We start from the raw sequence: 20,176 nt of genomic DNA, 5'->3' as shown, positions 1-20,176 counted from the left end.
CTTTACGCTGATTATTACTCTCAGGCTAATGATTAGTCTCTACGCTTAATTGATGCGTTTCTCACCAGCGTGCACACTTTATTCAGCGTTAAGCAAATCAAAATGATGTGCTGAATCAGGAGGTTAATAATGTTATCTGGGCAAACACCCACCCGGCAATGGAACACCCGACGCAGTGAAAAAGCGCGTCGTCTGGCATCCGTACCGGTGCAGGGCAAGGTACTGCCAACCGGCGATCTTGTCGCCATGCTGGAAAAACTGATCGCCCCTGGCGACAAAGTCGTCCTGGAAGGCAACAACCAGAAGCAGGCGGATTTCCTTTCCCGCTCACTTGCTGAAGTGAACCCGCAAATCGTCCACGACCTGCATATGATCATGCCAAGCGTCGGCCGTAGCGAACATCTGGATATCTTCGAGAAAGGTATCGCCCGCAAGCTGGACTTCTCCTTCTCCGGGACGCAGAGCCTGCGTATCTCGCAGCTGCTCGAAGACGGGCAACTCGAAATTGGTGCCATCCATACGTACATCGAGCTTTATTCCCGCCTGTACGTCGACCTCTCGCCCAACGTGGCGTTGATTGCCGGTTTCAAAGCCGACCGCAAAGGTAATCTCTACACCGGTGCCAGCACCGAAGATACGCCAGCCCTGGTAGAGGCCGCAGCCTTCCATGATGGCATCGTTATCGCGCAGGTGAACGAGCTGGTGGATGACGAGTGCGACCTGCCGCGCGTTGATATTCCGGGCTCCTGGATTGATTACGTGGTGGTAGCGGACAAGCCATTCTTTATCGAACCGTTGTTTACCCGCGACCCGCGTCTGATTAAGCAGGAACACATCCTGATGGCGATGATGGCGATTAAAGGCATCTACGCGGAACACCAGGTACAGTCCCTGAACCACGGGATCGGCTTTAACACCGCCGCTATCGAACTGCTGCTGCCCACCTACGGCGAACAGCTCGGTCTGAAGGGCAAAATCTGTAAACACTGGACGCTGAACCCGCATCCGACGCTTATTCCGGCGATTGAAAGCGGCTGGGTAGAGAGCGTGCACTGCTTCGGCGGCGAACTGGGGATGGAAGAGTACATTCGCGCCCGTCCGGACGTCTTCTTTACCGGTGCTGACGGCTCTATGCGTTCCAACCGTGCCTTCTGCCAGCTGGCAGGTCAGTACGCGGTGGATATGTTTATCGGTTCTACCTTGCAGGTAGATGGTTACGCCAACTCCTCAACGGTGACTCGTGGTCGCCTTTCCGGCTTCGGCGGCGCGCCAAACATGGGGCATGACCCACACGGTCGTCGCCACGCCACTCCAGCCTGGCTGAACATGATCACCGAGCCTGATCCAATGCAGCGCGGTAAAAAACTGGTCGTGCAGATGGTCGAAACTTTCCAGGCGGGTGTGAAGCCAACCTTCGTGGAAAAACTCGATGCCGTCGACGTGGCGAAAGCCTCCGGGATGCCGCTGGCACCGGTGATGATCTACGGCGATGACGTCACCCACGTGCTGACGGAAGAGGGGATTGCATACCTCTATCGCGCGAAAGACCTCGAAGAGCGTCGTGCCATGGTGGCCGCTGTTGCCGGTATCACCGACATCGGTCTGGGCGTTGACGCTAAACGCGTGGCGGAACTGCGCCAGAGCGGCAAAGTGGTTTATCCGGAAGATATGGGGATTCGCCGCACCGACGCCACCCGATCTCTGCTGGCGGCAGGTAGCGTGTCTGACCTGGTTGAATGGTCCGGCGGTCTTTACAACCCACCTGCGAAATTCCGGAGCTGGTAATGAAACTTCTGCCCCAGATTCAGGTTGAAGGCGGTGCCGAATGGCTGGCGCGAACCGCCACGCAGTGTCTGATTGACGAAGCACGTTTAAGCCCGAAACCCGGTCTGGTGGACAGTCGGGGGAACGGCGCGCACCACGATTTATCGCTTGCGCTGATGGAACGTTCTGCCCACAGCCTGACCTCCACGTTTCAGGCGCTGGCACAGCAAAGCTGGCAGCGTCCGGCCGATATTGCGCTGCGGCAAACCGTCGGGCGCCTTGGCCGCGAAGGCGAGCAACAGATGATGGCCGCAACCGGTGGCGTTAACACCCATCGTGGTGCGATTTGGGCACTGGGACTGCTGGTGAGCGCGGTGGCGATGCTGGGCGGCAGTGCAAAGGCAAATGCCGTCGCTAACACCGCCGCGCAGCTGGCAAAACTGCCGGACGATGCCGCACCGAAGGTGTTCAGTAAAGGCCTGCGTGCGACCCACCGTTACCGCGTACCAGGTGCGCGTGAAGAAGCGCAACAGGCATTTCCGCACATTATGCAGCGTGCGCTGCCACAGCTTCGTCTCAGCCGTCTCAACGGCAGCAGCGAGGTTCAGGCCAGGCTCGACGCACTGATGGCCATCATGACGTCGCTCACCGATACCTGCGTGCTGTCGCGCGCCGGGATGGAGGGGCTGGACGCCATGCAGGACGGTGCCCGTGCGGTGCTGAACGCCGGTGGGTGCGCAACGTTATCAGGCCAACAGGCGCTGGCGAGCTTAGACCGTCAAATGCTGGCCCTGAATGCCTCACCGGGTGGAGCGGCCGACCTGCTTGCCGCCACGCTGTTTCTCGACCGCGTCGAAACACCAAATTCAAAGCATTAAGAGGATGTTATGGAAAAAATCACATTGACCATGCCAGCCAGCCGCGCGTTACGCGGTAGGGCGCTGGCAGGGGTTGTCGGTTCCGGGGATATGGAGGTGCTTTTCACCGCCGAGCCGGGCCAGACGTTAACCATTGATATCACCACTTCCGTTGACAACAGCCGTGGTCGCTGGGAAGCCTTGTTCAGCCGTCTGCAAACCGTCAGCAGCCTGCCTGCCGGCACGCTGACCATCCACGACTTCGGCGCGACGCCGGGCGTGGCGCGCATTCGTATCGAACAGGTTTTTGAGGGGGTGAGTCATGCGTGATGACAGCAGCTTTATCGAATTAAAAGCACGTCAGCGTGCGCAGGCACTGCTGGACGACGGCAGCTATCGCGAGCTGCTGGACCCGTTTGAAGGCATTATCTCGCCGTGGCTGGGGCCACAGGGGATTGTTCCGCAGGCCGATGACGGCATGGTGGTGGCGAAAGGCACTATCAACGGCCAGCCTGCGGTAGTGGTTGCCATTGAAGGCGCATTCCAGGGTGGCAGCATGGGCGAAGTGTCCGGTGCCAAAATGGCGGCTGCGCTGGAGCTGGCAGCGGAAGATAACCGCAACGGCATTCCGACTCAGGCGGTGCTGTGCCTCGAAACCGGCGGCGTACGCTTACAGGAAGCCAACCTTGGTCTGGCGGCGATCGCGGATATTCACGCTGCGATTGTTGACCTGCGTCGCTACACCCCGGTCGTCGGGATTGTCGCCGGAACCGTGGGCTGCTTTGGCGGGATGTCCATTGCGGCGGCGCTCTGTAGTTATCTGATTGTGACCCGTGAAGCGCGTCTTGGCCTGAATGGCCCGCAGGTTATCGAGCAGGAAGCGGGGATTGAAGAATACGACTCCCGTGACCGTCCGTTTATCTGGAGCATGACCGGGGGCGAAGTGCGCTACCAAAGCGGGCTGGTGGATGCGCTGGTTGGCGACGGGATCAACGCGGTGAAAGGTGCGATGAACGATGCGATTGCCAAAGGCGTGCCAGCCAAACATCGCACCGATAACTATGACGATTACCTGAACCGTCTGACGCATTTCGACACCCGCAAACAGGCCGATGCCGAACAAATTAACGCGCTTTTTGCCCGGGAGGTGAAATGATGAGTACTTCAATAAGCCGTGGCGAACTCTGGCTGGAAACCCTTGCTCCGAACACTAAACGTCTGGCAGGGTTATGCCCGTCCGTACAGGCGGCAGACGGTGAACTTAACGGCGAAGCGGTGCGTTTTGTGGCCGTGGTGCCAGACGCCAACAACCACTTCCCGCGTGCGGCAAAAGGTGAGGTAGGCCTGCTGGAAGGCTGGACCCTGGCAAAAGTGGTGAGCGAAACCGTAGCCGCCGATGCGAACAACGCCGTGAAACGCCCGATTGTGGCGGTGATTGACGTCCCGAGCCAGGCCTATGGCCGCCGTGAAGAGGCATTTGGTATTCATCAGGCGCTGGCCGGTGCGGCTGCCGCTTATGCCAATGCGCGTCTGGCCGGTCACCCGGTGATTGGGCTTATCGTCGGTAAAGCGATGTCCGGTGCGTTTCTGGCGCATGGCTACCAGGCTAACCGCCTGATCGCGTTCAACGATAAAGGCGTTCTCATCCACGCGATGGGCAAAGAGTCTGCCGCACGTATCACGCTGCGTACCGTCGAGGCGCTGGAAAAACTGGCGGCCACTATCCCGCCAATGGCCTACGACATCAGCAACTACGCCACCCTGGGGCTGCTTTCTAACCTGCTGGACATCAGCAACCCGGATGCACCCTCCGATACCGATCTGGCGCAAGTGAAAACCACGCTGCAACAGGCCATCAATGACACACGTCAGGACACCACGTTAAAAAATCGTCTGGGTGCTGATAACCGTCGTAGCTCTGCTCTGGTACGCGAACGTATGCGAGCAAGCTGGTAAGTAAATTAAGACCTGCCAGAGAGGCATAACCCCGCGGGCGCATCCCTTGTGCCCGCGTGGGAACCTGCATCCTGAAAAATAATAAACATCGCACCAGTGCTAAAACTTTTTTAATACAGGTGATTTATGACTTACGTAATTGTTCATGCTCTTGCACCGATTTTCGTCATCATGCTGCTGGGATTCTGGGCCGGTAAGGCAAAGATGGTCGATAACAAAAATGTGTCCCTGCTTAATATCTTCGTGATGGATTTTGCGTTACCTGCCGCGCTGTTCAGCGCCACCGTACAAACGCCGTGGACCGGTATTGTGGCGCAGTCGCCGCTGATCCTGGTCTTGACCCTGGCGATGTGGATAACCTATGCGGCCATTTACTTCCTGGCGACCAGTGTCTTTAAAAAATCGCCGCAGGATGCCGCGGTACTGACGCTCACCGTTGCCCTGCCAAACTATGCGGCGCTCGGCCTGCCTATTCTGGGCAGCGTGCTGGGTGAGGGTTCTTCGACATCGCTCTCCGTGGCGGTTTCCATCGCCTGTGGTTCCGTGCTGATGACGCCGTTCTGCCTGCTGATCCTGGAGCGTGAAAAAGCGCGTGCCGAAGGGAATAACTCAGGTTCAACGCTCTCTATGCTGCCGGTGCTGATGTGGCGCTCGATTAAAAAGCCGATTGTCATGGGCCCGCTGCTGGGGGTGATTTTATCTGCCATCGGCATCAAAATGCCGGAGCTGGTGCTGGCGGCCATCAAACCACTCGGACTGTCCGCAACCGCTGCCGCGCTGTTCCTGACCGGGGTGATCCTCTCGGCGCGTAAGCTTCAGATCAATACCATGGTCATTACCTCAACTATCGCCAAGCTGCTGATCCAGCCCGCCATTGCCTGGGGTATTGTCCTGATCTTCGGTCTGCACGGCTCCGTGGCAATCACCGCTATCCTGATGATTGCGCTGTCTGCGGGTTTCTTCGGCGTGGTGTTCGGTAACCGCTTTGGCGTGCAGTCGCCGGATGCTGAAGCCGTGCTGCTGTTAAGCTCCGTACTGTGTATCCTGTCGCTGCCACTGTTTATCTCGCTGACTTCAGGAATGTAATCATGACCACAACATTACGCCCACACGACCTCATCTGGCTTACCGCGCGTGACGCGCTGCAAGGTATCACCGACGGGTGGGTGGATGCGGCCTGGCATATCGGCCTGCCAGTCGTGGTGCGGCGTGATGTTGATAACGACGGCCGTATTCCTGTTGGCGTGCGCGGCCTGCGTCGCGACCAGCGTGCGGCCGGGTGGGTGAAGGCCGAAAACGTTCTTCGCGTCGTTACGCCTGAGGCGTTGAGTGCGACGGCCGATTTGCTGCGCTCGCCGTTTGTGACTCAGCCACCGGTTCAGGTGGCGTTACAGCTTTCTCAGCAGGTGTGGCCGTGGACGTGGGGCATTACCGGCAGCACCGGCTATGCGCTGGCGACCGGCATTCCGGTGATACATGCTGACAGCGATCTTGATCTGCTGATCCGCGCCCCTGAGCCGATTTCCCCTGATGCTTTTACCGCATGGCAGTCGCAACTGAGCCACACATTGTGCCGGGCGGATACGCAGGTTGATACGCCGGAAGGGGGCTTCGCGCTGGCAGAGTGGCTGCGTGACGGAAAAACACTGCTGAAAACCTGCCGTGGACCGCGCCTGGCGGTGGATCCGTGGCACAGGGAGGAGTGATGAAAATACTGTTTACCTTTCCGGGACAGGGCACGCAGCATGAAGGGATGCTGCAAAACCTGCCGGGAACGACGCTGGCTCAGGCCCGCGAGGTACTGGGGGCCGAAATCGATACGCTGGATAGTGCAGCCTCTTTAACTCACACCCGCGCGGTGCAGCTTTCGCTGCTGATTGCCGGTGTAGCCTGGGCGCGCGAGCTGGAACGCCGTGGGGTTTCCCCGGACATCGTCAGCGGGTTGTCCATTGGCGCTTACCCGGCAGCGGTTATCGCCGGTGCGCTGGAATTTACTGACGCACTGAAGCTGGTGGCACTGCGCGGTGATGTGATGGAGCAGGCTTACCCGCACGGTTACGGCCTGACGGCAATTATGGGATTAACCCTGGCGCAGGTTGAAACGCTGATTGAAGGCACCGGAACCTATATTGCGAACCTGAACGCCGAAACGCAGATTGTGATTGCCGGAACGGATAAAGGGATGGCGCAGGTCGCAGCGCGTGCCCTGGCGCATGGGGCAACGAAAGCACATCGGCTGGCGGTGAGTGTGCCGTCGCACTGTGAACTGCTGGCAAAACCGGCGCAAAAGCTGGTGGCGGCGTTTCAATCCGTCACGCTTTCACGCCCACGCTGCGCGTACCTGAGCGGCAGCACCGGACGTGTGCTCTGGCAGCCGGAGAAGATTGCGGATGATTTGGCGATGAACATGGCCCGCACCGTGCGCTGGCAGGAGGCAGTCATTTCCGCGAACGAGCGTGAAGCCCGGCTGGCGATCGAGATGCCGCCCGGCGGCGTACTGACCTGTCTGACGCGTCAGGCTGCCTGGGAAGGGGAGTCTATTTCACTGGAACGCAGCGGCATGGACGTGGCGGTACATCTGGCGGGTAGGCTTCAGCGTTGAATGTAATGCCCGGTGGCGGCTGCGCCTTACCGGGCAATAACATCAGGCGCTATCCTGCAAACTGCGCGCATACATCCGCCCCTCGGCGGCCAATGCGCGCAGGCTTGGGTCTTGTTCGCGGTTGCGGGCAAACACAATGGCGATAAGCTGCTGCATCTGGTACGGCTGCGCCAGTTTCAGCAACTGCACCGAATTCTCATACACTTTCTTCATCCTGCCCGGCATCAGCGTAAAGCCTACACCCGCCTGCACCAGACTCAGCATTGAGAAAATGTCATTCACGCGCGTCACAATCTCCGGCTCAAAACCGGCGATATGAAAGGCTTCCTGAAAGCCCGCATAGGTCGCAAACCCTTCCGCCAGCGCGACAAACTTCTGATCTTTATAATCACGGAGATCCGCCAGCCCACTGGTGTTCAGCGAGGCTGACGCCGGAGCGGCAAGGAAAATATCGTCATGGAACAGGGGAAGGACTTCAAGACTGTTACGGTCGATATCGCTTTCGGAAATCGAAATTAACACGGCGTCCAGCGTGCCTTCATCCAGCAAATGCAGCAGGGTTTCGTTAGAGCCCATCGTCAGATCCATCTCCAGATCCGGACGACGTAGCTTCATGCCCATGATCAGGCGCGGCACCGTTTCCAGCGTAAGCGAGTAGAGAGTGCCCACCCGCAGCCTGCCCTGGCCGATCCCGGCAATTTTGCGCGACTCTTCCACTCCACGCGCCATCACCTGCATCACTTCCTGGCAATATTCCAGCAGCGTCCAGGCGGATGGCAGCGCAATCAGGTTACGCCCCTTGTGGGTAAACAGCGGGCATCGGACGTTTTCTTCCAGCGTATGCAGCGCGCGGTGCACGCTGACGCCGCTGAGGCCCAGAGTTTCGGCGGTACGCGCGATATTGCCTTTCTCCATGAACGTCATGAAGATGCTGAGTTTACGGAATGTAATATCGCTCGTGGTATCGAAACTCATAACTCTCCTGGGGGTTAGTCAGCCTGTAGCATCGCTTCCAGCTGCTCTTGTGCGTCCAGCCAGGCCATTTCACACTCTTCGAGGCTGGATTTGGTCTTCGCCTGAGTTTGCAGGCAATCGGTCAGCTCGGCTTTGCGGCTCTGATCGTACAGCCCGCTGTCGCCCAGCTTCTCTTCAACGGTGGCAAGCGTGGCGTTGAGTTTCTCCATCTCTTTTTCCAGACGGGTGATCTCTTTACGCAGCGGCTGCGTCTGGGTGCGCAGCTCTGCTTCGCGGCGCTTCTGATCTTTACGCGACTGCGCGCTGTTGGCGTTGTCCTTCGCTGACTCTTCCGGCAAGTTTTCCTGCTTTTGCACGTCCGTCAGCCACTGCTGATAGTCTTCCAGGTCGCCGTCGAACGGTTCGACTTTACCGCCGTGCACCAGGTAGAGATCGTCAGTGGTGGAGCGGATCAGGTGACGGTCGTGCGAAACCACAACCAGCGCGCCTTCGAACTCAATCAGCGCTTCGGTCAATGCCTGACGCATGTCGAGATCCAGGTGGTTGGTCGGTTCATCGAGCAGCAGCAGGTTAGGGCGCTGCCAGACGATCAACGCCAGCACCAGACGGGCTTTCTCACCGCCAGAAAAACGCTCGGTGTTTTCCGTGACCTTATCGCCCTGGAAGCCAAAGCCGCCAAGGTAGTCGCGCAGCTTCTGCTCCATTTCCTGCGGGGCCAGACGTGCCAGGTGCTGAATTGGCGACTCATCGGCGCGTAAAAATTCCAGCTGATGCTGAGCGAAGTAACCAAGCTTGATCCCCTTCGCCAGACCGATATCACCGCTTACCGGATTCAGTTCACCCGCCAGCAGCTTAATCAGGGTCGATTTACCCGCACCATTACGCCCTAACAGGCCGATACGTGAACCCGGCACCAGGTTGAGCTTAATAGAGTCCAGAATAATGCGCTCACCGTAGCCCGCGCTGACTTTCTCCATTTTCAGCAATGGATTCGGCAGGCTTTCGGGTTCGCGGAAGCTAAAGTGGAACGGGTTATCCACATGCGCCGGGGCAATCATCTCCATGCGCTCCAGCATTTTGATGCGGCTTTGCGCCTGCTTGGCCTTCGAAGCTTTGGCTTTAAAGCGATCGACGAAGCTTTGCAGATGCGCCACGCGCTGTTGCTGGCTTTCGTACATCGATTGCTGCTGGGCAAGACGGGTGGCACGCTGGCGCTCGAAGGAGCTGTAGTTGCCGGTGTACTCGAACATGGTTTGCTGTTCAATATGAATAATTTTATCTACCACCGGGTCCAGGAAATCGCGGTCGTGGGAGATCAAAATCAGCGTACCCTGATAGCTTTTCAGCCATTTTTCCAGCCAGATAACCGCATCGAGATCGAGGTGGTTCGTCGGTTCGTCGAGCAGCAGCAGGTCAGAACGGCAGATCAGCGCCTGCGCCAGGTTAAGGCGCATACGCCAGCCACCGGAGAAGTCGCTCACCGGGCGTTCAAGCTGTTCGTTGCTGAAACCCAGACCGTGCAGCAGGCTCGATGCGCGTGAACGAATCGTCCAGGCGTCGATGGCATCCAGCTTGCCGTGAACGGTGGCAATGGCGTGGCCGTCGTTGCGTTCGTTGGCATCGTGAAGCTCGCGCTCCAGCTTGCGGTATTCACGATCGCCGTCAATAACATAGTCGAGTGCGGGTTCGCTCAGCGCGGGGGTTTCCTGATTTACCCACGCAAGCTGCCAGTTACCCGGGAAGGTAAAATTCCCGCCATCGGCGCTTATCTCGTTCTTCAGCAGCGACAGCAGGGTGGATTTGCCACAGCCGTTTTTGCCGACCAGACCGACTTTTTGACCTGGATTGATGGTGGCCGTTGCGTTGTCCAGCAGGACACGCACGCCGCGACGAATTTGTAACGAGGAGAAAACAATCATAGAAGCGCCGTATGTTCCGACTATGTTAATTTGTCATTATGATAATGTAAGGTGTGGGCCATATTCCCCACCGGGCCGCCATGGTAGCCCAAAACGACAACAATACACAAAAACAGAACCGGGAGGGGAGTGATGTCTCAGACAGCAAAAGTGCTGCTGCTGTATGCCCATCCGGAATCTCAGGACTCGGTGGCGAACCGGGTTCTGCTTAAGCCGGCTTCACAGCTCAGTAACGTGACGGTGCACGATCTCTACGCGCACTACCCTGATTTCTTTATCGATATTCCATACGAGCAGGAACTGCTGCGTCAGCATGACGTGATTGTGTTCCAGCATCCGCTTTATACCTACTGTTGTCCGGCGCTGCTCAAAGAGTGGCTGGATCGCGTTCTGAGCCGGGGTTTCTCCAGCGGGGTAGGAGGCAACCAACTGGCGGGAAAGTACTGGCGTAGCGTCATCACCACGGGCGAGCCAGAGAGCGCTTACCGCTATGATGGTCTGAATCGTTATCCCATGAGCGATATTTTGCGACCGTTCGAACTCACGGCTGCCATGTGCCGTATGCACTGGATGAGCCCGATCATTGTTTACTGGGCGCGCCGTCAGGAGCCGCAGGAGCTGGCAAGTCATGCCAAAGCCTATGGTGAATGGCTGGCCTCGCCGATCCCGGCAGGAGGTCGCTGATGGAAGGATCGAATTTACTGCTGGCTGGCGTGCTCTTCTTATTTGCCGCTGTGGTTGCCGTGCCGTTGGCATCGCGGATTGGCATTGGCGCAGTGCTGGGGTATTTGCTGGCGGGGATTGCCATCGGCCCGTGGGGGCTTGGGTTTATCAGCGATGTTGATGAAATCCTGCACTTCTCTGAGCTGGGGGTGGTGTTCCTGATGTTCATCATCGGCCTAGAGCTGAACCCGTCTAAGCTGTGGCAATTACGCCGCTCTATTTTTGGTGTCGGGACGGCGCAGGTCGTGTTCAGTGCTGCCATTCTGGGCGGGCTATTAATGCTCACTCATTTTTCCTGGCAAGCGGCAGTGATTGGCGGTATTGGCCTGGCCATGTCTTCCACGGCAATGGCGTTACAGCTGATGCGCGACAAGGGCATGAACCGCAGTGAAGCGGGTCAGCTGGGTTTTTCGGTGCTGCTGTTTCAGGATCTGGCGGTGATCCCAGCCCTGGCGCTGGTGCCGCTGCTGGCAGGCTCTGGCGACGATCACTTTGACTGGGCGAAAGTCTCGATGAAGGTGCTGGCCTTCGCGGGGATGCTGATTGGTGGGCGCTTCTTACTGCGCCCGGTGTTCCGCTTTATTGCCGCATCTGGTGTGCGCGAAGTGTTTACGGCGGCAACGCTGCTGCTGGTGCTCGGGTCAGCGTTATTTATGGATGCGCTGGGGCTTTCTATGGCGCTCGGGACGTTTATCGCTGGGGTGCTACTTGCCGAAAGCGAATACCGTCACGAGCTGGAAATTGCCATCGATCCGTTTAAAGGGCTGCTGTTAGGGCTGTTCTTTATTTCGGTGGGCATGGCGCTCAATCTGGGCGTGCTTTATACCCATCTACTGTGGGTGGTGGTCTGCGTTGCTGTGCTGGTGTCGGTCAAAACGCTGGTGCTGTACGCGCTGGCGCGGATTTATGGGCTGCGCAGCTCTGAGCGAATGCAGTTTGCCAGTGTGTTAAGTCAGGGGGGAGAGTTCGCATTTGTGCTCTTCTCCATGGCATCGTCGCAGAAATTGTTCAAAGATGACCAGATGGCGTTGCTGCTGGTGACGGTGACGTTGTCGATGATGACCACGCCGCTGCTGATGAAGCTGGTGGATAAGTTCCTGTCCCGTCGCTTTAACCTGACAGAAGATGAAGACGAAACCCCGTGGGTGGAAGATGATAAACCGCAGGTTATCGTCGTGGGATTTGGCCGTTTTGGTCAGGTTATCGGGCGTTTGCTTATGGCGAACAAAATGCGTATCACGGTGCTGGAGCGTGATATCAGCGCGGTGAACCTGATGCGGAAATATGGCTATAAGGTTTACTACGGTGATGCCACTCAGCTTGAGCTGTTACGCTCTGCCGGGGCAGAAGCTGCTGAATCCATCGTCATTACCTGTAACGAGCCGGAAGACACCATGAAGCTGGTGGAGCTGTGCCAGCAGCACTTCCCGCATTTACATATCCTGGCGCGTGCCCGTGGGCGTGTTGAGGCGCATGAACTGTTGCAGGCGGGGGTAAAACATTTCTCGCGTGAGACATTCTCATCCGCGCTAGAGCTTGGGCGTAAAGCGCTTGTTTCATTGGGTATGCATCCTCATCAGGCCCAGCGCGCCCAGATGCATTTCCGCAGGCTGGACATGCGCATGTTGCGCGAGCTTATGCCTGTTCATACCGATACGGTGCAGATTTCCCGTGTGCGGGAAGCGCGACGCGAGCTGGAAGAGATCTTCCAGAGAGAGATGCAGCAAGAACGACGCCAGCTGGATGGCTGGGATGAATTTGAATAAAAGGTAAATAACATGGCGGTACGTAAACGCTTTATCGCGGGTGCAAAGTGTCCGACCTGCCAGGCGCAAGATACGCTGGCAATGTGGCGCGAGAATAATATTGATGTTGTTGAGTGTGTTAAGTGCGGTCATCAGATGCGTGAGGCTGACAAAGAAGCGCGCGAGCATGTTCGCAAAGAAGAGCAAGTCATCGGCATTTTTCATCCGGACTAGCGATATGCCCTGAGTTTTTTTAAGCTAAAGGGTACACGGGTGCAGATTTCGGCTACAATCTGCGCCAGCAATTTTCCCACGCTCAGGAGATATCATGAAAGTAGCAAAAGACCTGGTGGTCAGCCTGGCCTATCAGGTACGTACAGAAGACGGTGTGTTGGTTGATGAGTCTCCGGTGAGTGCGCCGCTGGACTACCTGCATGGTCACGGTTCTCTGATTTCCGGCCTGGAAAACGCGCTGGAAGGTCATGAAGTTGGCGACAAATTTGACGTTGCTGTAGGCGCAAACGACGCTTACGGTCAGTACGACGACAACCTGGTTCAGCGCGTTCCTAAAGACGTGTTCATGGGCGTTGACGAACTTCAGGTTGGTATGCGTTTCCTGGCTGAAACCGACCAGGGCCCGGTTCCTGTAGAAATCACTGAAGTTGAAGACGACCACGTTGTGGTTGATGGTAACCACATGCTGGCTGGCCAGAACCTGAAATTCAACGTAGAAGTTGTTGCTGTTCGTGAAGCAACCGAAGAAGAACTGGCTCACGGCCATGTTCACGGTGCACATGGTCACGACCATGACCACGATCACGGCCACGACGGTTGCTGCGGTGGTCACGGCCACGATCACGACCATGGTCACGACCACGGTAAAGGTGGTTGCGGTAACGGCGGTTGCGGCTGCCACTAATACCTGTCGTTTGACATGTAGGCCCGGTAAGCTTCGCGCCACCGGGCACAAAAAAGCGGGATTATCCCGCTTTTTTTACGCCTCAATAATGAGGTGGTGGCGTCTCTTCAGATTGAGAGGCGATGTGCGATGACTGTGTGGCTTTCACTTTTTCAGTGAGCAGGCGCAGCAGATCCCGCAGTTTTGCCATTTCTAGCTCGTGGGCTGTCACCGTTTGGTTAAGCTCTTCGATGGTGATGTCCTGAAAGGCCAGGCGGCTTTCCAGCTCAGCCAGTCTCTCTTCTATCATTGTGTCTTTCATGATTCACCTCGTTCATTTCTCTTTCGCCATACCGGGCGAGGGCGGCGAATTTTAACCGAGTTTATCCCTAAGTACAGTATCCATCCCATTGGCAAGAAACTTATTTAAACAAAAATAGTCTGAAAAGTGGCGAGAATCGGGAGAGTCTGTCTGTAGATTTCTTCCACAACGTTTTATAGTACGCTACTCATTTACGTTTAACTCTGGGGTGAGAGTCCCCAGGCCCTGGAGATATGGATGAAATCACTGTTTAAAGTAACGCTGCTGGCAACCACGATGGCGGTTGCACTGAATGCGCCGCTGTCTTTCGCTGCTGATACTGCTGCGAAACCTGCTGCGACGACAGACAGCAAAGCGGCGTTCAAAAATGACGACCAGAAATCCGCCTACGCACTTGGCGCATCTCTGGGTCGTTACATGGAAAACTCTCTGAAAGAGCAAGAGAAACTGGGCATCAAACTGGATAAAGCTCAGCTGATCGCCGGTGTTCAGGATGCTTTTGCAGACAAGAGCAAACTGTCTGACCAGGAAATCGAACAGACTCTTCAGGCGTTTGAAGCTCGCGTGAAAGGCGCAGCTCAGACCAAGATGGATGCTGACGCAAAAGACAACGAAGCAAAAGGCAAAGCCTACCGTGATACTTTTGCTAAAGAGAAAGGCGTCAAAACCTCTTCTACTGGCCTGGTCTATAAAGTAGAGAAAGAAGGTACTGGTGATGCGCCAAAAGACAGCGACACTGTAGTGGTTAACTACAAAGGTACGCTGATCGACGGTAAAGAGTTCGATAACTCTTACACCCGTGGCGAACCTCTCTCCTTCCGTCTGGATGGTGTGATCCCTGGCTGGACTGAAGGTCTGAAAAACATCAAGAAAGGCGGTAAAATCCAGCTGGTCATCCCACCTGATCTGGCATACGGCAAAACTGGCGTTCCAGGCATCCCTGCGAACTCTACGCTGGTCTTCGAAGTAGAGTTGCTGGACATCAAACCAGCACCGAAAGCCGATGCGAAAACTGACGCGCCGGCAGACGAGAAAGCCGCGGCAGACGCCAAGAAGTAATGTTATGAAAACCGCCGCCTTTAAGGCGGCGGTTTTTTTTATTGTGGGGCAGATATAATTAACACTGGAAAGCGTTATACACGCTGTATTAATTTAGTTGTCCGTGTAGATAATGAGCCTGCCCTGAAAACATAACGACAGGCTCCTGAAAAGGAGTGTTTTTTTCATGTCCAGGTCGCTTTTAACCAACGAAACCAGTGAGCTCGATTTGCTGGATCAACGTCCTTTCGATCAGACCGATTTCGATATTCTGAAATCCTACGAAGCGGTGGTGGACGGGTTAGCGATGCTCATTGGGTCCCACTGCGAAATCGTATTGCACTCCTTGCAAGATCTGAAGTGTTCCGCCATCCGCATTGCTAATGGTGAACATACTGGCCGTAAAATTGGCTCACCTATCACCGACCTTGCATTGCGTATGCTGCACGACATGACCGGCGCGGACAGCAGCGTCTCCAAATGTTATTTCACCCGTGCCAAAAGTGGCGTGCTGATGAAATCAGAAACCATCGCCATTCGAAATCGCGAGCATCGGGTGATTGGACTGCTGTGCATCAACATGAACCTTGATGTACCATTCTCGCAAATCATGAGCACCTTTATTCCGCCAGAAACCCCGGAAGTAGGCTCATCCGTTAACTTTGCTTCTTCCGTTGAAGACCTCGTCACGCAAACACTCGAGTTCACCATCGAAGAGGTTAATGCCGATCGCAATGTCTCTAACAACGCCAAGAATCGTCAGATCGTGCTGAACCTCTACGAGAAAGGGATTTTTGATATTAAAGATGCCATTAACCAGGTGGCCGACCGTCTGAACATCTCCAAGCACACGGTTTATCTCTATATCCGTCAGTTCAAAAGCGGCGATTTCCTGGGGCAAGATAAGTAATGCGCTTTGCCCTGATGGTGACTGGCCCGGCTTATGGCACACAGCAAGCCAGCAGCGCGCTGCAATTTGCACATGCGTTACTGGAAGCCAGGCATGAACTGGTGAGCGTTTTCTTTTATCGCGAAGGCGTCTATAACGCTAATCAGTTTACTTCACCGGCGTCTGATGAATTTGACCTGGTGCGCGCCTGGCAAGCGCTAAACGAAAAGCAGGGTGTTGAATTACATATCTGCGTGGCTGCTGCGCTGCGTCGTGGTGTGACCGATGCAACTGAAGCCGCGCGGCTGGGATTCCCGGCAGCAAATCTTCAGGCCGGTTTTTCTTTGAGTGGTTTAGGCGCCCTGGCTCAGGCCGCACTGACCTGTGATCGCATGGTACAGTTCTGATGAATCGCGTGGCTTTTGTATTTTCCTCTGCGCCGCATGGTAGCGCATCGGGTCGTGAAGGGCTTGATGCACTGCTGGCGACATCAGCCTTAACGGAAGACATTGGTGTTTTCTTTTTGGGCGATGGCGTGTTCCAGCTTCTTGCCGGACAACACCCCCAGGCGGTACTGGCCCGCGATTACATCGCGACGTTCAAAGTCCTGCCGCTTTACGATATTGAAACGTTCTATGTTTGCGCCGATTCTCTGACATCGCGCGGGTTAAATGAAAAGAGCGCGTTTGTCCTCGACGTAACGGTTCTTGCGGCTGACGCGCTGCGCGAACAACTCTCTCACTACGATACCATTCTGACTTTCTGAGGCTGTCATGCTCCATACCCTGAGCCACTCACCGTGGCAATGCGACATTGAAGCATTAGTAAGAATGCTGCGCGAAGGTGATGACCTGTTGCTCATTCAGGATGGCGTGCTGGCGGCAATTGAAGGCAGCCGCTTCGTTGAAATTCTTACCAATGCCCCCATCTCTGTATCTGCGCTGAAAGAAGACATTGACGCGCGGGGTCTTTCTGGTCAAATTTCAGCCAAAATTGACGTCGTTGGCTATACTGATTTCGTCAATCTTGCTGTGACGCACTCCAGTCAAATGAACTGGTGATTTGAGATCGCTGTATATTTCTTGACACCTTTTCGACGTAGCCCTAAAATTTCGCGTCCTCATATTGTATGAGGTCGTTTTATTACGTGTTTACGAAGCAAAAGCTAAAACCAGGAGCTATTTAATGGCAACAGTTAACCAGCTGGTACGCAAACCACGTGCACGCAAAGTTGCGAAAAGCAACGTGCCTGCACTGGAAGCCTGCCCGCAGAAACGTGGCGTATGTACTCGTGTATATACCACCACTCCTAAAAAACCAAACTCCGCACTGCGTAAAGTATGCCGTGTGCGTTTGACTAACGGTTTCGAAGTGACTTCCTACATCGGTGGTGAAGGTCACAACCTGCAGGAGCACTCCGTGATCCTGATCCGTGGCGGTCGTGTTAAAGACCTTCCGGGTGTTCGTTACCACACCGTTCGTGGTGCGCTCGACTGCTCAGGTGTTAAAGACCGTAAGCAGGCTCGCTCCAAGTACGGCGTGAAGCGTCCTAAGGCTTAATGGTTCTCCGTTAAGTAAGGCCAAACTGATTTATCTTAATGTCACACTAAACTCTTTGAGTTTTGGACAATCCTGAATTAACAACGGAGTATTCCCATGCCACGTCGTCGCGTCATTGGTCAGCGTAAAATCCTTCCAGATCCGAAATTCGGATCAGAACTGCTGGCAAAATTTGTAAATATCCTGATGGTAGATGGTAAAAAATCTACTGCAGAAGCAATCGTATACAGCGCGCTTGAGACCCTGGCTCAGCGTTCTGGTAAAAATGAACTGGAAGCTTTCGAAGTCGCTCTCGACAACGTTCGCCCAACTGTAGAAGTTAAGTCCCGCCGCGTTGGTGGTTCTACTTATCAGGTTCCAGTTGAAGTTCGTCCGGTTCGTCGTAATGCCCTGGCAATGCGTTGGATCGTTGAAGCTGCTCGTAAACGCGGTGATAAATCCATGGCTCTGCGTCTGGCGAACGAACTTTCTGACGCTGCGGACAACAAAGGTACCGCAGTTAAGAAACGTGAAGACGTTCACCGTATGGCAGAAGCCAACAAGGCGTTCGCACACTACCGTTGGTAATCCCTTCGGAGTCATAGTCACCAGACGGGCGCTTCAGCGAAGCTGCCCGTTCTGGGTTACTTAACTGAACGCCAAAGAATCAAACGAGGAATCAAATGGCTCGTACAACACCCATCGCACGCTATCGTAACATCGGTATCAGTGCGCACATCGACGCCGGTAAAACCACTACTACCGAACGTATTCTGTTCTACACCGGTGTAAACCATAAAATCGGTGAAGTTCATGACGGCGCAGCCACCATGGACTGGATGGAACAGGAGCAGGAGCGTGGTATTACTATCACCTCCGCAGCGACTACTGCATTCTGGTCAGGTATGGCTAAGCAGTACGAACCGCATCGCGTAAACATCATCGACACCCCGGGCCACGTTGACTTCACCATCGAAGTAGAACGTTCCATGCGTGTTCTTGACGGCGCGGTAATGGTTTATTGCGCAGTTGGTGGTGTTCAGCCACAGTCTGAAACCGTATGGCGTCAGGCGAACAAATATAAAGTTCCACGCATCGCGTTCGTTAACAAAATGGACCGTATGGGTGCTAACTTCCTGAAAGTTGTTGGTCAGATCAAAACCCGTCTGGGCGCGAACCCTGTTCCGCTGCAGCTGGCAATTGGTGCTGAAGAAGGCTTCACCGGCGTTATCGACCTGGTGAAAATGAAAGCCATCAACTGGAACGATGCAGACCAGGGCGTTACCTTCGAATACGAAGATATCCCAGCTGAAATGCAGGACCTGGCTGACGAATGGCACCAGAACCTGATTGAATCCGCAGCTGAAGCTTCTGAAGAGCTGATGGAAAAATACCTGGGTGGTGAAGAACTGACTGAAGAAGAGATCAAAAAAGCTCTGCGTCAGCGCGTTCTGAACAACGAAATCATCCTGGTAACCTGTGGTTCTGCGTTCAAGAACAAAGGTGTTCAGGCGATGCTGGATGCGGTAGTTGACTACCTGCCATCCCCAGTTGACGTTCCTGCGATCAACGGTATCCTGGACGACGGTAAAGACACTCCGGCTGAACGTCACGCAAGTGATGATGAGCCGTTTGCTGCACTGGCGTTCAAAATCGCTACCGACCCATTCGTGGGTAACCTGACCTTCTTCCGCGTGTACTCTGGTGTGGTTAACTCCGGTGACACCATCCTGAACTCCGTGAAAGCGGCACGTGAGCGTTTCGGTCGTATCGTACAGATGCACGCGAACAAACGTGAAGAGATCAAAGAAGTTCGTGCGGGCGACATCGCAGCAGCTATCGGTCTGAAAGACGTGACCACTGGTGACACCCTGTGTGACCAGGACCACCCGATCATTCTGGAGCGTATGGAATTCCCTGAGCCGGTAATCTCCATCGCTGTTGAGCCAAAAACCAAAGCTGACCAGGAAAAAATGGGTCTGGCTCTGGGCCGTCTGGCGAAAGAAGACCCATCATTCCGCGTATGGACTGATGAAGAATCTAACCAGACCATCATCGCTGGTATGGGTGAACTTCACCTCGACATCATCGTTGACCGTATGAAGCGTGAATTCAACGTTGAAGCTAACGTTGGTAAACCTCAGGTAGCTTACCGTGAAGCGATTCGCTCTAAAGTTACTGATGTTGAAGGTAAACACGCTAAGCAGTCCGGTGGTCGTGGTCAGTACGGTCACGTTGTGATCGACATGTACCCACTGGAGCCGGGCTCTAACCCTAAAGGTTACGAGTTCATCAACGACATCAAAGGTGGTGTAATTCCTGGCGAATACATCCCTGCCGTTGATAAAGGCATCCAGGAGCAGCTGAAGTCTGGTCCTCTGGCTGGCTACCCTGTTGTTGACATGGGTGTTCGTCTGCACTTCGGTTCTTACCATGACGTTGACTCCTCTGAGCTGGCGTTTAAACTGGCTGCTTCTATCGCCTTTAAAGAAGGCTTTAAGAAAGCAAAACCAGTTCTGCTTGAGCCAATCATGAAGGTTGAAGTAGAAACTCCTGAAGAGAACACCGGTGACGTTATCGGTGACTTGAGCCGTCGTCGCGGTATGCTGCGTGGTCAGGAATCTGAAGTAACTGGCGTTAAGATCCACGCTGAAGTTCCGCTGTCTGAAATGTTCGGATATGCAACTCAGCTGCGTTCTCTGACCAAAGGTCGTGCATCATACACCATGGAATTCCTGAAGTATGATGACGCTCCTAACAACGTTGCTCAGGCCGTTATTGAAGCCCGTGGTAAGTAATCCACAGGATTAAAACCTAAGTCCCGTGCTCTCTCCGAAGGGGAGAGCACTATAGTAAGGAATATAGCCGTGTCTAAAGAAAAATTTGAACGTACAAAACCGCACGTTAACGTTGGTACTATCGGCCACGTTGACCATGGTAAAACTACCC

General features: G+C 55.0%; 24 protein-coding genes. 21 read left to right on the top strand and 3 right to left on the bottom strand.

The annotated features are described in order from the left end of the window. Positions 1 to 129 precede the first annotated feature (129 nt). From mdcA to mdcH, 8 genes are all read left to right on the top strand, one after another. Positions 130 to 1,785 carry a malonate decarboxylase subunit alpha gene (gene mdcA, locus M987_RS03815; protein ID WP_010436323.1) on the top strand — a complete coding sequence of 552 codons (1,656 nt, stop codon included), beginning with the start codon at positions 130 to 132 and terminating at the stop codon, positions 1,783 to 1,785. Continuing rightward, positions 1,785 to 2,642 carry a triphosphoribosyl-dephospho-CoA synthase gene (locus M987_RS03810; RefSeq protein WP_014072079.1) on the top strand — a complete coding sequence of 286 codons (858 nt, stop codon included), beginning with the start codon at positions 1,785 to 1,787 and terminating at the stop codon, positions 2,640 to 2,642. Before mdcA ends, M987_RS03810 begins: the two co-directional genes overlap by 1 nt. A gap of 9 nt (positions 2,643 to 2,651) precedes the next feature. Next, complete coding sequence (mdcC, locus tag M987_RS03805) at positions 2,652 to 2,951, top strand: malonate decarboxylase acyl carrier protein (protein WP_014072078.1); 300 nt, start codon at positions 2,652 to 2,654, stop codon at positions 2,949 to 2,951. Continuing rightward, complete coding sequence (locus M987_RS03800; RefSeq protein ID WP_014072077.1) at positions 2,944 to 3,777, top strand: biotin-independent malonate decarboxylase subunit beta; 834 nt, start codon at positions 2,944 to 2,946, stop codon at positions 3,775 to 3,777. Before mdcC ends, M987_RS03800 begins: the two co-directional genes overlap by 8 nt. Beyond that, on the top strand, positions 3,777 to 4,577 hold the full coding sequence (gene mdcE, locus M987_RS03795) for a biotin-independent malonate decarboxylase subunit gamma (RefSeq protein ID WP_041162138.1): 801 nt from the start codon (positions 3,777 to 3,779) through the stop codon (positions 4,575 to 4,577). The genes M987_RS03800 and mdcE overlap by 1 nt, the downstream gene beginning before the upstream one ends. A gap of 126 nt (positions 4,578 to 4,703) precedes the next feature. Further along, positions 4,704 to 5,663 carry an AEC family transporter gene (locus M987_RS03790; protein ID WP_014072075.1) on the top strand — a complete coding sequence of 320 codons (960 nt, stop codon included), beginning with the start codon at positions 4,704 to 4,706 and terminating at the stop codon, positions 5,661 to 5,663. A 2-nt stretch (positions 5,664 to 5,665) separates the two neighbouring features. Further along, positions 5,666 to 6,283, top strand: coding sequence for a malonate decarboxylase holo-ACP synthase (locus M987_RS03785; RefSeq protein WP_014072074.1), 618 nt, complete (start codon positions 5,666 to 5,668; stop codon positions 6,281 to 6,283). Beyond that, positions 6,283 to 7,179, top strand: a complete 897-nt coding sequence (mdcH, locus tag M987_RS03780) for a malonate decarboxylase subunit epsilon (protein WP_014072073.1) — start codon at positions 6,283 to 6,285, stop codon at positions 7,177 to 7,179. The genes M987_RS03785 and mdcH overlap by 1 nt, the downstream gene beginning before the upstream one ends. Before the next feature lie 42 nt (positions 7,180 to 7,221). Here the strand turns inward: mdcH and M987_RS03775 are convergent, their stop codons facing one another. Continuing rightward, positions 7,222 to 8,154 carry a LysR family transcriptional regulator gene (locus M987_RS03775; protein ID WP_014072072.1) on the bottom strand — a complete coding sequence of 311 codons (933 nt, stop codon included), beginning with the start codon at positions 8,152 to 8,154 and terminating at the stop codon, positions 7,222 to 7,224. Positions 8,155 to 8,168: 14 nt separating this feature from the next. Then, positions 8,169 to 10,073: an ABC transporter ATP-binding protein gene (locus tag M987_RS03770; RefSeq protein ID WP_014072071.1), complete on the bottom strand. Its 1,905-nt coding sequence runs from the start codon at positions 10,071 to 10,073 to the stop codon at positions 8,169 to 8,171. 129 nt (positions 10,074 to 10,202) lie between these two features. On the opposite strand from M987_RS03770, the gene kefG reads away from it, so the two are divergent. The 4 genes from kefG (at position 10,203) to slyD (ending at position 13,460) form a co-directional block, all read left to right on the top strand. After that, positions 10,203 to 10,757, top strand: a complete 555-nt coding sequence (gene kefG / locus M987_RS03765) for a glutathione-regulated potassium-efflux system ancillary protein KefG (RefSeq protein ID WP_210434727.1) — start codon at positions 10,203 to 10,205, stop codon at positions 10,755 to 10,757. Then, positions 10,757 to 12,562, top strand: a complete 1,806-nt coding sequence (kefB, locus tag M987_RS03760; protein WP_014072069.1) for a glutathione-regulated potassium-efflux system protein KefB — start codon at positions 10,757 to 10,759, stop codon at positions 12,560 to 12,562. The genes kefG and kefB overlap by 1 nt, the downstream gene beginning before the upstream one ends. A gap of 12 nt (positions 12,563 to 12,574) precedes the next feature. Next, the gene (locus M987_RS03755; RefSeq protein WP_008503011.1) at positions 12,575 to 12,775 is read left to right on the top strand and encodes a YheV family putative zinc ribbon protein; all 201 of its coding nucleotides are present in this window, start codon (positions 12,575 to 12,577) and stop codon (positions 12,773 to 12,775) included. 94 nt (positions 12,776 to 12,869) lie between these two features. Continuing rightward, the gene (slyD, locus tag M987_RS03750; protein ID WP_014072068.1) at positions 12,870 to 13,460 is read left to right on the top strand and encodes a peptidylprolyl isomerase; all 591 of its coding nucleotides are present in this window, start codon (positions 12,870 to 12,872) and stop codon (positions 13,458 to 13,460) included. A gap of 82 nt (positions 13,461 to 13,542) precedes the next feature. Here the strand turns inward: slyD and M987_RS03745 are convergent, their stop codons facing one another. Continuing rightward, on the bottom strand, positions 13,543 to 13,761 hold the full coding sequence (locus M987_RS03745) for a protein SlyX (RefSeq protein WP_014072067.1): 219 nt from the start codon (positions 13,759 to 13,761) through the stop codon (positions 13,543 to 13,545). Positions 13,762 to 13,998: 237 nt separating this feature from the next. On the opposite strand from M987_RS03745, the gene fkpA reads away from it, so the two are divergent. The 9 genes from fkpA to M987_RS25000 form a co-directional block, all read left to right on the top strand. After that, on the top strand, positions 13,999 to 14,820 hold the full coding sequence (gene fkpA, locus M987_RS03740; protein WP_014072066.1) for an FKBP-type peptidyl-prolyl cis-trans isomerase: 822 nt from the start codon (positions 13,999 to 14,001) through the stop codon (positions 14,818 to 14,820). A gap of 166 nt (positions 14,821 to 14,986) precedes the next feature. Next, the gene (locus tag M987_RS03735) at positions 14,987 to 15,709 is read left to right on the top strand and encodes a helix-turn-helix transcriptional regulator (protein ID WP_014072065.1); all 723 of its coding nucleotides are present in this window, start codon (positions 14,987 to 14,989) and stop codon (positions 15,707 to 15,709) included. After that, complete coding sequence (tusD, locus tag M987_RS03730) at positions 15,709 to 16,095, top strand: sulfurtransferase complex subunit TusD (protein ID WP_014072064.1); 387 nt, start codon at positions 15,709 to 15,711, stop codon at positions 16,093 to 16,095. Before M987_RS03735 ends, tusD begins: the two co-directional genes overlap by 1 nt. Further along, on the top strand, positions 16,095 to 16,454 hold the full coding sequence (gene tusC / locus M987_RS03725; protein WP_014072063.1) for a sulfurtransferase complex subunit TusC: 360 nt from the start codon (positions 16,095 to 16,097) through the stop codon (positions 16,452 to 16,454). The genes tusD and tusC overlap by 1 nt, the downstream gene beginning before the upstream one ends. A 7-nt stretch (positions 16,455 to 16,461) precedes the next feature. Beyond that, positions 16,462 to 16,749, top strand: coding sequence for a sulfurtransferase complex subunit TusB (gene tusB / locus M987_RS03720; protein WP_014072062.1), 288 nt, complete (start codon positions 16,462 to 16,464; stop codon positions 16,747 to 16,749). 124 nt (positions 16,750 to 16,873) lie between these two features. Further along, positions 16,874 to 17,248, top strand: a complete 375-nt coding sequence (gene rpsL, locus M987_RS03715; RefSeq protein ID WP_000246815.1) for a 30S ribosomal protein S12 — start codon at positions 16,874 to 16,876, stop codon at positions 17,246 to 17,248. 96 nt (positions 17,249 to 17,344) lie between these two features. Further along, positions 17,345 to 17,815, top strand: a complete 471-nt coding sequence (rpsG, locus tag M987_RS03710; RefSeq protein WP_004106370.1) for a 30S ribosomal protein S7 — start codon at positions 17,345 to 17,347, stop codon at positions 17,813 to 17,815. Positions 17,816 to 17,910: 95 nt separating this feature from the next. Continuing rightward, positions 17,911 to 20,025, top strand: a complete 2,115-nt coding sequence (gene fusA, locus M987_RS03705) for an elongation factor G (RefSeq protein ID WP_014072061.1) — start codon at positions 17,911 to 17,913, stop codon at positions 20,023 to 20,025. 69 nt (positions 20,026 to 20,094) lie between these two features. Continuing rightward, positions 20,095 to 20,176: elongation factor Tu (locus tag M987_RS25000; protein WP_003842260.1), on the top strand; the 82-nt coding region annotated here is incomplete at its 3' end.

It is taken from the genome of Enterobacter soli ATCC BAA-2102, from assembly GCF_001654845.1.
GTDB classification, from domain to species: domain Bacteria; phylum Pseudomonadota; class Gammaproteobacteria; order Enterobacterales; family Enterobacteriaceae; genus Enterobacter; species Enterobacter soli.
Note: the sequence above shows the minus strand (reverse complement) of the source record. Positions and strands in the feature narration are given on the sequence as shown.